Below are 13,657 nucleotides of genomic sequence, written 5' to 3' on the forward strand. Positions count from 1 at the left end.
GATAGATCGGCCTGCCCACATCACGTGCTCCCGACACCCCTGTCCCGGTCACCCCAGGATACAGCCGCCGAGTTGGTTGCGCCAACGCGCCGATGGTGCCGAGGAAAAGCATGCCCGATAACAACCGTATCGAGCAGGATCATCGTGCGATAAAGAGGCGGATACGGCCGATGCTCGGGTTCAAGTCCACGAGCAGTGCCCATGCGATCCTGTGTGGGATTGAGATGATCCACATGATGCGCAAGGGACAGGCGAAATACGCCTGCACCTCGCGACCGTCACTGGCGGAGCAGTTTGACCTGCTCGCCGCATGAGCGCGCTACCAAGCGATTGTCCCTTTCACGTCTCCTATCCGGGTTTGCGACACAACCTACGATTGAGGACGATGCGGCCGATGGCGGTCTCTGTCTGCTGGGCGCCGAACGACCGCGCCCTCAACCGTCTCCCGATGATGGCCTTGTCTCGGCCGATTGCACTCTCGATCAGAGACCGTGTGCCGTAACCCGTGACGGCTTGCCATGTCATCCGGCCGTCGGTGACGATCGCCGCGATATGGCGGTCGCGTTGACTGGAGGGCTCGGTGTCCGGCCTTTCCACCGCGTTGGCGCGCGGCGGAATGACGACCGCCGCATTGGCGCTGTGGCTGGTGACGGCGTCGTAGGTCGGTTTGCCGTCATAGGCGCCATCGGCGGTGAACTGGCCGATCGGGAGGTCGATCTGGTCGAGCAGCGGCTCCACCTGTGTGGCGTCGCCGGTGTCCTGATCGGTCATGATATGGGCGATGATCTCGCCGCTGTCGGCAGCCAGCGCCAGATGCAGCTTGCGCCATCCCCTCCGCGACCTGGCGCCGTGCTTTTCCTCCCGCCATGGGCCGGCGCCGTAGACTTGGAGCCCGGTGCTGTCGCTGAGGATGTGAACAGGCCCTTCTCCTGGAATCCGGTGACCCTGCCGTCCTTCAGGTGATTGCCAGGTCCATGCTCGCCGGCGGAGGGTGGTGTGATCAGGCACGGCGAGATCCAATCCCATCAACGCAAGCACCGATGCCAGCAAGCCCTCCGTCTGGCGCAGCCGCAGGCCGAACACCAGGCCAACGGTCAGGGCCGTTTCGATCGCCAGATCGGAATCGCGCGGCTGCCCGCCGCGCGTCGTCCGCTTCGCCGCTTGCCAAGACGACAGCGCCTCCGCGGTCATCCACAGCGTCAGGCTGCCACGCCGGCGAAGACCTGCCTCATATTCCGCCCAATTCGCCACCTTGAACGTCATCGTGCCGATACGATGGCGGCGGGCAGCATTGTGTTTGAAAGGCATGGCGGCGACCAACAAGCTATTTCGATGACCGCTCGACTACACAAGCACCGCTAACGATTCATGCACCTGTACCAAGGAGGCGCACGGCCAGCTCCAATGTAAGCTGGTCGTGCGGGCCAACCTGCTGGGAGCAACTATTTATGCACTCGTGCCAGGAGCACCAGCGTTGGACTTGTGCCCCGGTGGGTTGGCCACGACGGATGCCCAGTAGGAAGTTGCGCCTGTGAGCGCCAGTACAGGGATCGGCAAGCGTCGTGGCGGCCCGTCTTCACCGGAGGGCAAGAAACATGACTGAAGAGAGATTGAGCTGGTTTGCCGGAGTCGACTGGGGCTCGCAGACGCATCAAGTCTGTCTGCTCGATGCGGCGGGCGCAGTCGTCGGCGAGCGGGAGTTCCCGCACGGAGGCTCGGGTCTGGCTCTGCTGTGTGACTGGCTCGTGGCTCTGGTAGGCGATCCCAGTGCTGTCGCCGTCGCCATTGAGGTCCCGCATGGGCCCGTCGTCGACACCCTGTTGGACCGCGGCTTTGCAGTTCACGCCATTAACCCCAAGCAGCTCGACCGCCTGCGTGACCGCTTCAGTGTCGCCGGCGCAAAGGACGATCGCCGGGATGCCCGCATTGCGGCGGCGGGGCTGCGCACCGATCAATATCTTTACCGGCGTATCGAGATGAGCGCCCCAGTGGTGATCGAGCTGCGCGAGTGGTCGCGCCTGGCCGAGGAGCTCCAGCAGGAACGGGTGCGACTAAGCAATCGGGTTCGCCATCAGCTCTGGCGCTACTACCCGCAGCTGCTTGAGTTCACTGAGGATATTGCAGCCGAGTGGGTCCTGGCTCTGTGGAATCTCGCTCCAACACCGGCCAAAGCAGCGCGCCTGCGCCAAACCACAATTGCGCACCTCCTGAAACAACACCGCATCCGCAAGGTGGATGCCGCGACGGTGTTTGGCATCCTGCGCCAGCCTGCCCCCACGGTGGCCCTTGGTGTCACCGAGGCGGCTGTTCTTCATCTGCGCTCTCTGATCACTCGGCTGCGGATAGCCAATCGCGAACTCGAACTCACGAAACAAAAGCTCGATGAGCTCTGCACGGTCGTGAGCACGACAGCCTCCGGTGCAGAGAATAATCGGCTGCCCGATGGAGCGATCCTGCGGTCCCTGCCCGGGGTAGGACGGATCACCCTGGCCATCTTGCTCTCCGAGGCTTCTGGGTCGATCAGCTGTCGCGATTATCCAGCCCTCAGGACCTTGTCCGGGGTCGCGCCGGTCACCAAACGTAGTGGCAAGTCCCATATTGTTGTCATGCGCTATGCCGCTCACGAGCGACTGCGCAATGCTGTCTTTCATTGGGCGCGTTCCGCCGTCCAGACCGATCCAAAGAGCCGCATCCGCTACACCGCCTTGCGGGAAAAGGGCACTCTTATGGACGTGCCTTGCGAGGCGTCGCCGACCGGCTGCTCGGGGTCGCCTGTGCGCTCCTCAGACACCAGACCACCTTCGATCCCAAACTCAGCATGCCGCCCGCCGGGGCAGCCAGCGACACAGCGCCCCAATCCTTATCAGTCGCTTGACGAACGGTAGGAAGTCCAACGCCTAATCTCAGTTCAGACGGCCGCCATTTTCAGCAAAGACGTGAAGGGAATCAGCCTTGCCTGCAACAGACAAAACAGTTCCAGGCCTCACCTCACTCGACCGCGGCAGTTCTACGGTCAGGAGGCGATCACCTCCGACATCGAGGTAGGCATAGGTCTGCCCGCCAAGTCGCTCGACGACAACAATCTCGCCCGTGAGCCATGCCTTGTCGGGATCGCAGACGTCCAAATCCTCGGGCCGAACGCCTACCGTGATGGGCGAGCCATCTCCAGAATTCTGAAGCGAGGACGCCGGAATCTCGATGACATTATCTGTCTGGAGGCGCAGACCAAGGACACCGGGTCGTTGCTCAGCCTGCACATTGAACGTGTTCATAGTCGGGCTGCCGATAAAACGAGCAACGAACAGCGTCTGCGGACGATGATAGAGATCAAGCGGTTGGCCGACTTGCTCCACGCGCCCGGCGTTCATGACAACGATTCGGTCGGCCAGTGTCATGGCCTCAACCTGGTCGTGGGTCACGTAGACCGTCGTAGCCCGCATGCGACGATGAAGTTTAGCCATCTCAAGGCGCATTTCCACCCGCAGGGCCGCATCCAGGTTTGACAAAGGTTCGTCGAAAAGGAACGCTTCTGGCTCACGGACGATCGCCCGACCCATCGCAACGCGCTGACGCTGACCACCCGAGAGTTGTCCCGGCAACCGGTCCAGGAAAGGCGTGATCTTGAGAACATCCGCAGCAGCGGCGACCCGCTTCTTGATCTGATCGGCGGGTTCATTGCGCATCTTGAGGCCAAAAGCCATGTTGTCATTCACGCTCATATGCGGGTAGAGCGCGTAATCTTGAAACACCATCGCTATATTGCGATCGGCCGGGGGTAGATCGTTTACCGCAGTGTTCCCGATGCGCAGCGTACCCGATGTGATCTCTTCAAGGCCGGCGATCATCCGCAACAGGGTGGACTTTCCACACCCGGAAGGCCCCACCAGCACGAGGAACTCGCCATCACCGATGGTGAGATCGATCCCGTGGACCACATCGACGCTCCCGTAACTCTTCTTGAGCTGCTCAAGCCTGATCTGGGCCATTTCCGTCTCCTCCATCAGCAGACCTAAGCTGATCCCGGTTGATTACCATTATTGATAATGATATTCATGGCGGAGTGCAACAGCGGCAAGATGATGATGGTAAGCCTCAACCTCCAACGGTCTCACCAAGCCTCTGCCCCTCGGCCAGCAAAATCCGGTGAGGTCTATGAGGCCGTGAAGCGGGAGATCATGTTGGGCGGGGTGACGCCGGGGGAACCGCTCATTGAGCTCGAACTCGCCGGAGTCTTTGGATGCAGCCAGGGGCCAGTGCGGGAGGCGCTCCTCCAGCTGCAAGAGGAGGGTCTGGTCATACGGCAGGGGCATCGCGGCACGCGGGTCGCCGACTGCACGGCGGATGAAGCCGTTGAAATGTTCCGGCTCCGTCAATCCATCGAATGCCGCGCCGTCGTCAGGGCCCTGCAGCGGCCGAGTCGAACGCTCGTTGCCGATCTCAAAAGGCTGATCGGCGCGATGGAGGAGGCGGCTCTGGCAGGCGACGAGTACAAGCTTGCCGAGCACGATCGGGACTTTCATCGCCGTCTGCTGCGGGATGCCAATCTCCCGGCCCTTGAGCCGATTCTGCACCGGTGCCTCGTTCACAACCATCGTTTCAAGATCTCCCAGTCCACTGGAGAGCGGGATCTGGTGGCAACAGCCCGACGCCATTACTCGATTCTCGAGGCAGTCGAGCGCGCGGATGGGGCTACAGCCGCACAGGCGCTGGCGCACCACATCGCCACGATCGTGGATCTCGGTCCCGCAGTTTTCACGCACGGAGAGCAGTGATGCACGCGCGCCCAGAGGACCTTTCCGCCGAATTGTCGCCCGACATGGCCGCGCTCATGCAACGCGTCCTGGCGGAAGACGGACCTCAGTCCGATCCAACGCTGCTCCCCGCCGCCGAGGGGCGCGCAGAGGCGGCAAAGAGCAACCGGCGCTGGAACGTCGATCTTCCTGCCATGGCGGATAGTCGGGAGTATCACGTCCCCGCCGATCTCGAACTCGGATCGGCCGAGTGCCGCACCAAGGTGCTGGTTCCCAAAGGCCGCATAAGTGGCACCCTTCTCTTTGTGCACGGCGGGGGATTTGCCTTCTGCAGCCCCGAGACCCATGAACGATGCGCGCGTGTTCTTGCTATTGAAACGGGCATGGCGGTCGTGGTGCCGGATTACCGACTCGCACCAGAATACCCCTATCCCGCAGGCCTCATGGATGTTGTGACAGTCCTGCGCGCGCTAACATCGGATCCATCGTCCTTAGGGCTTGAGATAGGACCGCTCCTGGTGTCGGGCGACTCCGCAGGCGCCAATCTCGCGCTTGCAGCAATGATTCATGAGCAGCGTTCAGGGCGCAAGCTCCCAAAGGGAGCCCTTCTTTTCTATGGTGTCTACGCGGGCGAGAACACATCGCCCTCCCATATCCGCTTTGCGGAGGGGCCAGGCCTGACCAGTGCGAAGATGAAGCGTTATTGGGATTGGTATGTTCCGAACGAAGAGGACCGGCACAAGGCGTTTGCCTCCCCCTTGAAGGCTTCGGATGCCGAGCTCCGGGCCCTTCCTCCCTTGTGGCTGCACGCAGCGGGAATCGATCCGCTCCTGTCCGACACGCTCGCTCTCGGCCAGCGATTGCGCGAGTTGGGACGAGACGATCCCGTGACTGTCACTCCAGGTGTCGTGCACGGATTTCTACAAATGACTGTGTCGCTTCAGGCGGCGCGGGATTCCTTGGCCGCGGCTGGGGCCGCCGCACGAAAGTTGGCACAGACCAACGGATAAAAAGACCAGTCACTGCAACGGAGGAAACGATGAAGAAGCTGATGAAGAAACTTTTGGCAGTCTGCAGCCTCGCGGCTGGCTTGGCCCTCACAGGCGGCGCACAGGCGGAAACGGTGCGCTTCTGGTATCATTTCGACAATCCGGACAACCCGATGTCGAAGCTGGTCGAGAAATTCCAGACGCAGAATCCCGGGATCAAGATCGAAGCCGAGAACATCCCATGGAACAGTTACTACGACAATCTCTACACGTCCATCGTCGGCGGCAATGCGCCTGATGCAGCGATGGTGAAGCTCTTTGCCCAGCCGCGCCTTGTGGAAATGGGTGCATTGGAGCCGATCGGCGACCGGATCGAGAAGTGGACCGGCAAGGCCGACCTTCTCGATAATCTGCTCACCCTCAATAAGGGCCCGGATGGCCAGCGGTACTATCTGCCGATTCAGTATGTGGTGCTCTACCTCTACTACCGCCCCGACCTGTTCAAGGCTGCCGGCCTCGAGCCGCCGAAAACCTGCGAAGAGTTCCTCAACGCGGCAAAGACGCTTACCAAGGCGCCGGACCAATACGGATTCGGTTTCCGCGGCGGTAAGGGTGGTTGGGATCAGTGGGGTACCTTCGTCTTCTCGAAAGGCGCCAAGTTCGAAAAGGGGGGCCTCACGACGCCGGAAGCGATCGCGGCCAATCAATGGCTGATCGATCTGCACCGAGTGCACAAGGTCTTCCCACCATCCGCTCCGAACGACGGTTTCCAGGAAATCTTGGGCGCATTCAAGAGCGGCAAGACGGCCATGACCATTCACCATATCGGCTCATCGGCCGACATCGTGAAGGCGCTTGGCGATAAGGTGTCAGCGGCTCCCGTTCCCAAGTGCGGTGAGAAAGCCTGGACGTCTTATGGCGACGAGTCCCTGGCTGTCTTCTCCTCTTCCAGTGCGAAGGATGCCGCCTGGAAGTGGATCTCATTCCTCGCCGAAGGGGAGAACAATGTCCTCTTCAATCAGGCGACGGGCCAGCTAACCGTCACGAAGAGCGGATCTAAGAACTGGAAGCTGCACGAGCAGCGCTTCGTCGACGCGACGGTTGCCTCGTTGCCGTTCGCGGCGGTCCTGCCCCAAACGTCGGCCACGGCCGACTTCGTGAATACCGTGTGGCCGACCACCATGCAGCGGGCGCTGACAGGCCAGATCACTGCGGAGCAGATGATGAAGGAAATCGAGACGCTCCTCGCGTCCCAGTAATCGCTTCGCTGCGACTGCGCCCTACGGGGCGCAGCCCGTCCTGCATCGCAAGAGATTTGGCCCATGTCCCTTTCCGCAGCCTTGCCGGACCATGCGGCGCCGGCGCGCACGTGGCGCAACCGCCTGCTTCCTTACGGGTTGCTCACGCCGGCCGTCCTGGTGACAGTCGTGATTGTCTTCCTGCCGATGATCGAGGCTGTCATCACGAGCCTGTACGAATTCGTGCTGTTCAGGCCCAATGCCGCCCGCTTTGTGGGCTTGGGCAACTACATCAAGCTTGTCCAGGATCCGGTTTTCTGGATCACCCTCAAGCATACGGCCATTTGGATCGGCCTGACGGTCCCGTTGCAGATGGGGCTTGGACTGATTGCAGCCCTGATTCTCAACCGCCAATTCCCCTGGCGCGGGCTCGCCCGAGCCCTGCTGATCATCCCGTGGGCGCTGCCAAGTGTTGTGATCGCACTGATGTGGCGCTGGATCTACGATGCCAATACCGGCGTCCTGAACGAGATCCTGCTGCGCCTGTCGATCATTCAGTCCGCGATTCCGTGGCTCGCCGATCCTGACAAAGCCCTTTACGCGGTCGTTGTGACCCTCACCTGGCAGGGCTTCCCGTTCTTTGCGGTCATGATCCTTGCCGGTCTCCAGGGCATCCCCAAAAGCCGCTACGAGGCCGCATCCATTGACGGCGCAAGCGCATGGCGGCAGTTCCGTCACGTGACCTTGCCGGGGATTGCCGGCGTGCTCGCGACCGCAGGCCTCCTGCGCATCATCTGGGTTGCCAACTCCATCGATGTGATCTTCGTGATGACCGGCGGCGGCCCCGGCTATGCGACCCAGACGCTACCTCTCTATGCCTTTGTCAAGGCACGGCAGAACCTCGACTTCGGCTACGGCACCACCATCGCCGTGATGTTCACGCTCCTGCTGGGCATTGTCGTCGCCTTCTACATTGCACGCACGTCGCAGGAGGTGGAGCGATGATCGGCAAGCAAACTTTAACGCGGCGGATCTTGACGACAGACCTTCCGGCGCTTGGCATCGTTCTTTTGGCCCTCGGACCGTTCCTATGGATGCTTTTGACGTCCTTTACGCCACAGGAGAGGCTCGCCGCCTTGGGCGTCGCGATAAGTCCCGTTAGCTGGTCGCTGGAAAACTATCTGCGCCTTATCTCCCGAACCTCGTTCCTCGGCAATATGGGCCACAGCCTCATCGTCGCGACAGGGACAACCGTGCTCGGCCTCTTCGTCTCGGTTACCGCAGCCTATGCCTTCTCGCGGTTCCGCTTCGCCGGCCGTCGGGTGCTGATGATGCAGTTCCTACTGGTGAACATGTTCCCGGTGGTCCTGCTGATCCTCCCGCTCTTCGTCATGATGCGGCGCTTAGGTCTTCTCGACACCCACGCAGCTCTCATTATTGCCAATGCGACGGTGGCTATCCCGTTCTCCGTCTGGATGCTGACGAGCTACATCAACGCGATCCCGAAAAGTCTCGACGAGGCTGCGATGACGGATGGCTGCAGCCGTCTTCAAGCGCTTAGGCGGGTCATTCTGCCTCTAGCGATGCCCGGCATCATCTCGACTGGTATCTACATCTTCATCACCGCCTGGAATGAATATCTCTATGCCCTCACGCTCGGCGGGCGGAACGTCCGCACGGTCACTGTCGCCATCCAGACCTTGATCGGCGAGTACCAGATCGAGTGGGGACTGCTCTCCGCAGGCGGCGTGGTGGGCGCCCTGCCGGCCACGATCCTGTTTCTCATCGCCCAGCGCCGGCTGATCGGCGGGCTCACGCAGGGCGCTGTCAAAGGCTGATCCAAAATCACGAGTTCAAAGCAAGGACGATTATGAACCCCATTGGTCTTATATCTATGCAGTACGCCCGGCCATTCACGGCCGAGCACTTTCCGCTCTTCGGGCGTATGAAGTCTCTCGGCTTCGACTTCGTTGAGCTCCTGGTTCCCGAGCCAGGCGAGATCGATCTGAGCGCCACGCGCCGCGCCCTTGAGGATGCCGATCTTGCCGTGGTTCTGGCAGCGCGGGTCGATCTCCAGCGCAACCTGGCGAGCGAGGATCGAATAGCCCACGAGGCAGGGATCGATTATCTGCGCTATGCCGCCGACGGTGCCGCGGCCCTGGGCGCTAAGATCGTGGGTGGTCCCCTGACCGGCAACCCATTGGTCTTCGCCGGCCGCCCGCCCGCTCCGGTCGAGGAGAACGAAAGGCTTGCCCGTAAAGAGCGTTGCGTGATCGGCCTTCAGAAGGCTGGGCATCATGCCGCCTCGGTTGGCATTCAGCTTGCTGTCGAGCCTCTCAACCGCTTCGAGAGCGATGTGCTTTGCACCACCCAGCAAGCCATTGAACTCCTTGACGCCGTCGACCACCCGGCGATCGGTTTGATGCTCGATACGTTTCACATGCACATGGAAGAAGCCTCGATCCCGGAGGCTATTCGCCTCGCGGGCTCTCGTACCATCCACTTCCAGGCAAACGAGAACCATCGCGGCTTCCTTGGGACTGGGTCCACCGACTGGGTCGAGGTCTGCCGCGCACTCAATGATGTAGGATATCAGGGGCCAATCTCGCTCGAGCCCTTCCGCCGCAACGACGACCGCTTCGGTGTGCCCTTCGCCCAGTGGCGCCCGCCACATGAGGACGAAAGCGAGCGGCTCGCCGACAGCATCTCCTTCCTGAAGTCCCACCTGAACCTGACGAGATATCGGCGATGACCCTTAAAATTGGCTGGATTGGTTGCGGCACGCACGCAACCCAGATGCTGCTCCCTCAGCTTGTGCGCCACGATGTCGAGATCATCGCCTTGTGCGATGTCGACGGAACGCGGCTGGCCCAGGCAGGTCGGCAGTTCGGGGTGAAGAATCTGGCTTCAAACGCCTACGAGCTCATCAACACCCCAGGCATCGACGTAGTGGGCATGGCCGTTGGTCCTGACCAGCACCTGGCCTTCGGCAAGGCTGCGCTCGAGCGCGGCCTTCCGGTCTTCATGGAAAAGCCGCCGGCTGCAACGGCGGAGGGAGCCCGGGAGCTTCTGAAGGCCTCCGAGCGTAGCGGCAAGCCGCTGGTCCTCGGGTTCATGAAGCGCTATTCAATCGGCAACCGAATCGCCCACAACATTATCGAGTCTGGACGTTTCGGACGGGTCTTGGGCCTGACCGGCTACTACATGACGGCTCCGACCTATTTCGCCGGCAATGTCGATTACTCGGGCTTCTTCCTGCACCACTGCGTCCACTACATGGATCTTGTGTCGTTCTTCGTCTCGCCCGTGCGCGAGATGAATGCCCGCAAAGTCGAGGCGGCTCCGGGGCGGATCCTTTACCACGTGGACCTCAGCTTCGAGTGCGGTGCCATCGGCACCATCGCCATGGGAACGATCCAGTCGCGCGGCACGCCCGTCGAGCGCATCGAGCTGATGGGCGACCATCAGCGGCTCGAGGTCGATGACGTCATCGAGGTCCGGTGGAACCGCAACCCCCCGTTCAAGACCGATGATCTCGCGGCAACGTTGAGCGAAGATGTCGATACATTGATATGGAAGCCCAACTTCACGGCAGCAGCCAACGAAGATCACAAAGGTTATCACGCACTGCTGACCGATGCCGTGAAGCTATTCCGCGGGGAGGCATCTGCAGCGCCAACCATCACGGATGGCGTTGTGGCGATGGAACGCCTCGAGAGGCTTCGCCAACTCCTTGAGCTTTAGGATCCATCTCCGGATCGATACCGGACGGACGACAAAGACCCCAAACCCGCCGTGCGGCGGGTTTTTCATGGACAGTCGCCTTGTTGCACGGATGAGCGACTTGGCAGCCGAAGCTGGATCGCATGAGGACTGTGCCCTCCTGATCTCGGATTTCCACCGTGCCCTTCAAGGCCAATGCCGCTCGCCGTCACCACATCTCCAAGCAGCGGCACCGGGTGACGAATTGGGCGGAGTACGATGCAGCCCTGCGCAAGCGGGGAAGCCTGACCGTCTGGTTCACCGAGAAAGCGATTGCGGCTTGGCAGGCTGAGCCTCGCACCACCCGCGGTGGTCAAGCTCACTATTCGGCTTTGGCGATCAGGACGGGCGATCAGGACGGCGTTGACGTTGCGGGCGGTGTTTCGGTTGGCGCTGCGTCAAACCGAGGGCCTGATCGGCTCGATCCTCCAACTCCTCGGTCTGGACCTGGCTGTCCCGGACCATTCAACCCTGAGCCGGCGTGCCGAAACTTTGGAGATACCAGGACCATGTCCCCAATCCAGAGGACCTGTTCACCTGCTGGTGGACAGCACAGGCCTGCGGCTGTGCGGACCCGGCGAGTGGCGGATCGAGAAGCACGGCACTCGCAGACGGCGGTCCTGGCGCAAGCTGCACATCGGGGTCGACGCCGAGACCGGGCAGATCCTTGCCTCAGAACTGACCACGAGCGATGTCGATGATGGCTCGCAGGTTGGGCCCTTGTTCGACCAGATCACAGGCTCGCTCGCCTCACTCACTGGTGATGGAGCCTACGATCAGGCCGGCATCTATAGCACTGTCACCCAGCGCCATCCTGATGCTGAAGTCATCGTCCCGCCGCGAGAAACGGCGGTGCTGAGTGAGGATGTAGAGACCTCCCCGACCCAGCGCGATCGACATCTCCAAAGCATCGCGGAGCATGGACGGACGAACTGGCAGAAGCGGTCCGGGTACACTCGTCGGGCTCTGGTGGAGACCTCCATCAGCCGCTTCAAACGGGTGATTGGGGATGGCTTACGCTCACGGACAGACCGGCGTCGTACGACCGAGGTCGCCATCCCCATTCATGCCTTGAATCGCATGCTCGACCTTGGACGCCCGAAGTCCGTCCGCATCGCTTGAAGTCGGGCTACGCTGCATTCAATGCGTGCACAATCCGATCAGCATCGTCACATTAGCCAGCGTTCAACAGCATTCAGGACGAGATGAGCCTCGATTTCAGACGGCGAGTGCCGCATAGCTGATATCCGCCCATGCCTCGAAGGCTTCCTTTCGAGCACTGCGATAGGTGGTGGCAGTCAACTGATGACGCCGCAGGTGAAACAGATTGCTGATCGGATCATGAATCGAGAGAAAACGTTGCGCCTGCCCGGCCGACTTGAAGCGCTTCATCTGGCGCTCTCGTCGGCGGGTGGGCTGGTGGGAGTTTTCTGCCCGGTTATTTAACCCTTTGTGGTGCCGATGCTCGATGCGCAGGCCCATGTCCTTGCGAGCCGCACCGTAGGACCCGAGTTTGTCTGTGACCATCACCCGCGGAGCCATGGCGCTCTTCTTCAACAGCTTGCGCAGCAGGCGCTTGGCGGCTTTGCGATCGCGACGGCTCTGGACCAGCACATCGAGAACAAAGCCGTCCTGATCCACGGCCCGCCAGAGCCAATGCCTCTTTCCGGCAATGGTGATCACCACCTCATCGAGATGCCAGCGATCGCCCGGCCGAGGAGTGCGCCGGCGGATACGGTTGGCATACTCCCGTCCGAACTTCTCAGCCCAGCGCCGAACTGTTTCGTGGCTGACCTCAATCCCACGCGCGGCCAGCATCTCCTCGACCATTCGCAGGCTCAAGGGAAAGCGGAAGTAGAGCCAGACTGCGAGGCTGATCACCTCGGCGGGAAAGCGGTGGCGGGCGTACAATGCAGGACGGGACTTCTTCATGTCCCCTCATACGGCGACACCCAATCCTATTCAGTTAATGTGACGATGCCCTCGCGAGAACCACGGGTCAGACCGTATCCTCGCCGTTGCCGAAATCATCATCGGACGCGAAGTCGGTGTTGGAATCGACATCCAGCCCGCCTCCATCAGAGTTCGATGCATCCTGCGGGCCGGCTCCCCGGCCCTGGTCGCTGGCGCCAGTCTGGCCCGTTGCTGGATCACTGCCATAATTGTTCTCGATGACCGTTTCGCTGATGCTCGGCGTCTGGCCCGTGCCGCCGAGGATCCTACTGGTCTCGTGGCCGAACATTGACCGAACGCCCTCGAAGAGGAGTGCGCCGCCGGCCACACCCGCTGCTGTGGTTGCTGCCGAGCGGAGGAAGCCCGAGCCACCCTGCGCCATCCCACTCATGGGCTGCGCAGAACCGAGTTGGGCATAGCCAGGCGCCGGTGCCGCGGGCTGACCCCACGGATCGGCACGAGGCGGCACCGGGGGCGGCTGGCTCGGCTGGCCGAAGGACGGTGAACCGCGCCGAGTTTTCCGGAGGCTGATTGGCTTGGATTTTACGCGGCCATCGGCATGACCTCAAGCTGGGCGTAGTAGACGGCTTCCGCCTCGGCGGGCGGGATGCTGCCGATAGGCTCGAGCAGGCGCCGGTTGTTGTACCAATCCACCCATTCGAGGGTCGCGAACTCCACCGCTTCGAAGGAGCGCCACGGACCACGCCGATGGATCACTTCGGTCTTGAAGAGGCCGATGACGGTTTCCGCCAGCGCATTGTCGTACGAATCCCCAACACTGCCGACCGACGGCTCAATCCCCGCCTCGGCGAGGCGCTCGGTGTATTTTATCGACACGTATTGGGCGGATTCAAATGGTCGTCGCAACACCCTGAAGGAGGAGGTTGCGATGAGCATTCGAAAGCGGCGGTCGGATCGGTCTGGGCGAGCCCCGCTACCGTCACCTGGCCGGCCACCTGTGGCG

At 61.6% G+C, this 13,657-nt stretch carries 13 protein-coding genes and 2 pseudogenes; 10 read left to right on the forward strand and 5 right to left on the reverse strand.

All coding sequences use genetic code 11. From position 1 onward, the window contains the following. Positions 1 to 107: 107 nt before the first annotated feature. A pseudogene (locus ACS5Q1_RS41100) lies at positions 108 to 314 on the forward strand (DDE-type integrase/transposase/recombinase); the annotation flags it as partial. Between the two features lie 34 nt (positions 315 to 348). On the opposite strand, the gene ACS5Q1_RS41105 reads toward ACS5Q1_RS41100, so the two are convergent. Further along, positions 349 to 1,308: an IS5 family transposase gene (locus ACS5Q1_RS41105; RefSeq protein WP_473103634.1), complete on the reverse strand. Its 960-nt coding sequence runs from the start codon at positions 1,306 to 1,308 to the stop codon at positions 349 to 351. Positions 1,309 to 1,595: 287 nt separating this feature from the next. On the opposite strand from ACS5Q1_RS41105, the gene ACS5Q1_RS41110 reads away from it, so the two are divergent. Continuing rightward, positions 1,596 to 2,885: an IS110 family transposase gene (locus tag ACS5Q1_RS41110; RefSeq protein ID WP_473103635.1), complete on the forward strand. Its 1,290-nt coding sequence runs from the start codon at positions 1,596 to 1,598 to the stop codon at positions 2,883 to 2,885. A gap of 18 nt (positions 2,886 to 2,903) precedes the next feature. On the opposite strand, the gene ACS5Q1_RS41115 is transcribed toward ACS5Q1_RS41110, so the two are convergent. Further along, complete coding sequence (locus tag ACS5Q1_RS41115; protein ID WP_473103636.1) at positions 2,904 to 4,001, reverse strand: ABC transporter ATP-binding protein; 1,098 nt, start codon at positions 3,999 to 4,001, stop codon at positions 2,904 to 2,906. Positions 4,002 to 4,052: 51 nt separating this feature from the next. On the opposite strand from ACS5Q1_RS41115, the gene ACS5Q1_RS41120 reads away from it, so the two are divergent. From ACS5Q1_RS41120 to ACS5Q1_RS41155, 8 genes and pseudogenes are all read left to right on the forward strand, one after another. Further along, complete coding sequence (locus ACS5Q1_RS41120; protein ID WP_473103637.1) at positions 4,053 to 4,772, forward strand: GntR family transcriptional regulator; 720 nt, start codon at positions 4,053 to 4,055, stop codon at positions 4,770 to 4,772. After that, a complete protein-coding gene (locus tag ACS5Q1_RS41125; RefSeq protein ID WP_473103638.1) occupies positions 4,772 to 5,761 on the forward strand; it encodes an alpha/beta hydrolase in 990 nt (329 codons plus the stop codon). The genes ACS5Q1_RS41120 and ACS5Q1_RS41125 overlap by 1 nt, the downstream gene beginning before the upstream one ends. Positions 5,762 to 5,790: 29 nt before the next feature. After that, complete coding sequence (locus tag ACS5Q1_RS41130; RefSeq protein ID WP_473103639.1) at positions 5,791 to 6,999, forward strand: ABC transporter substrate-binding protein; 1,209 nt, start codon at positions 5,791 to 5,793, stop codon at positions 6,997 to 6,999. Between the two features lie 63 nt (positions 7,000 to 7,062). Continuing rightward, positions 7,063 to 7,983 carry a carbohydrate ABC transporter permease gene (locus ACS5Q1_RS41135; RefSeq protein WP_473103640.1) on the forward strand — a complete coding sequence of 307 codons (921 nt, stop codon included), beginning with the start codon at positions 7,063 to 7,065 and terminating at the stop codon, positions 7,981 to 7,983. Beyond that, positions 7,980 to 8,816, forward strand: coding sequence for a carbohydrate ABC transporter permease (locus tag ACS5Q1_RS41140; RefSeq protein ID WP_473103641.1), 837 nt, complete (start codon positions 7,980 to 7,982; stop codon positions 8,814 to 8,816). The genes ACS5Q1_RS41135 and ACS5Q1_RS41140 overlap by 4 nt, the downstream gene beginning before the upstream one ends. Before the next feature lie 32 nt (positions 8,817 to 8,848). Then, a complete protein-coding gene (locus tag ACS5Q1_RS41145) occupies positions 8,849 to 9,730 on the forward strand; it encodes a sugar phosphate isomerase/epimerase family protein (protein ID WP_473103642.1) in 882 nt (293 codons plus the stop codon). Further along, a complete protein-coding gene (locus tag ACS5Q1_RS41150; protein ID WP_473103643.1) occupies positions 9,727 to 10,722 on the forward strand; it encodes a Gfo/Idh/MocA family protein in 996 nt (331 codons plus the stop codon). The genes ACS5Q1_RS41145 and ACS5Q1_RS41150 overlap by 4 nt, the downstream gene beginning before the upstream one ends. Before the next feature lie 158 nt (positions 10,723 to 10,880). Then, positions 10,881 to 11,862: pseudogene (locus ACS5Q1_RS41155) on the forward strand (IS5 family transposase). A 96-nt stretch (positions 11,863 to 11,958) separates the two neighbouring features. On the opposite strand, the gene ACS5Q1_RS41160 reads toward ACS5Q1_RS41155, so the two are convergent. The 3 genes from ACS5Q1_RS41160 to ACS5Q1_RS41170 all read right to left on the reverse strand — a co-directional run. Continuing rightward, positions 11,959 to 12,672 carry an IS6 family transposase gene (locus ACS5Q1_RS41160; RefSeq protein ID WP_473103645.1) on the reverse strand — a complete coding sequence of 238 codons (714 nt, stop codon included), beginning with the start codon at positions 12,670 to 12,672 and terminating at the stop codon, positions 11,959 to 11,961. Positions 12,673 to 12,739: 67 nt separating this feature from the next. Further along, complete coding sequence (locus ACS5Q1_RS41165) at positions 12,740 to 13,225, reverse strand: DUF2076 family protein (RefSeq protein WP_473103647.1); 486 nt, start codon at positions 13,223 to 13,225, stop codon at positions 12,740 to 12,742. Positions 13,226 to 13,236: 11 nt separating this feature from the next. Then, positions 13,237 to 13,657: integrase core domain-containing protein (locus tag ACS5Q1_RS41170; protein WP_473103646.1), on the reverse strand; the 421-nt coding region annotated here is incomplete at its 5' end.

It is taken from the genome of Microvirga sp. GN3 (assembly GCF_055792825.1).

Coding starts and splice junctions, on each gene's coding strand:
- ACS5Q1_RS41105 (WP_473103634.1), bottom strand. CDS start 1,308: ATGCCTTTCAAACACAATGCTGCCCGCCGCCATCGTATCGGCACGATG.
- ACS5Q1_RS41110 (WP_473103635.1), top strand. CDS start 1,596: ATGACTGAAGAGAGATTGAGCTGGTTTGCCGGAGTCGACTGGGGCTCG.
- ACS5Q1_RS41115 (WP_473103636.1), bottom strand. CDS start 4,001: ATGGAGGAGACGGAAATGGCCCAGATCAGGCTTGAGCAGCTCAAGAAG.
- ACS5Q1_RS41120 (WP_473103637.1), top strand. CDS start 4,053: ATGGCGGAGTGCAACAGCGGCAAGATGATGATGGTAAGCCTCAACCTC.
- ACS5Q1_RS41125 (WP_473103638.1), top strand. CDS start 4,772: ATGCACGCGCGCCCAGAGGACCTTTCCGCCGAATTGTCGCCCGACATG.
- ACS5Q1_RS41130 (WP_473103639.1), top strand. CDS start 5,791: ATGAAGAAGCTGATGAAGAAACTTTTGGCAGTCTGCAGCCTCGCGGCT.
- ACS5Q1_RS41135 (WP_473103640.1), top strand. CDS start 7,063: ATGTCCCTTTCCGCAGCCTTGCCGGACCATGCGGCGCCGGCGCGCACG.
- ACS5Q1_RS41140 (WP_473103641.1), top strand. CDS start 7,980: ATGATCGGCAAGCAAACTTTAACGCGGCGGATCTTGACGACAGACCTT.
- ACS5Q1_RS41145 (WP_473103642.1), top strand. CDS start 8,849: ATGAACCCCATTGGTCTTATATCTATGCAGTACGCCCGGCCATTCACG.
- ACS5Q1_RS41150 (WP_473103643.1), top strand. CDS start 9,727: ATGACCCTTAAAATTGGCTGGATTGGTTGCGGCACGCACGCAACCCAG.
- ACS5Q1_RS41160 (WP_473103645.1), bottom strand. CDS start 12,672: ATGAAGAAGTCCCGTCCTGCATTGTACGCCCGCCACCGCTTTCCCGCC.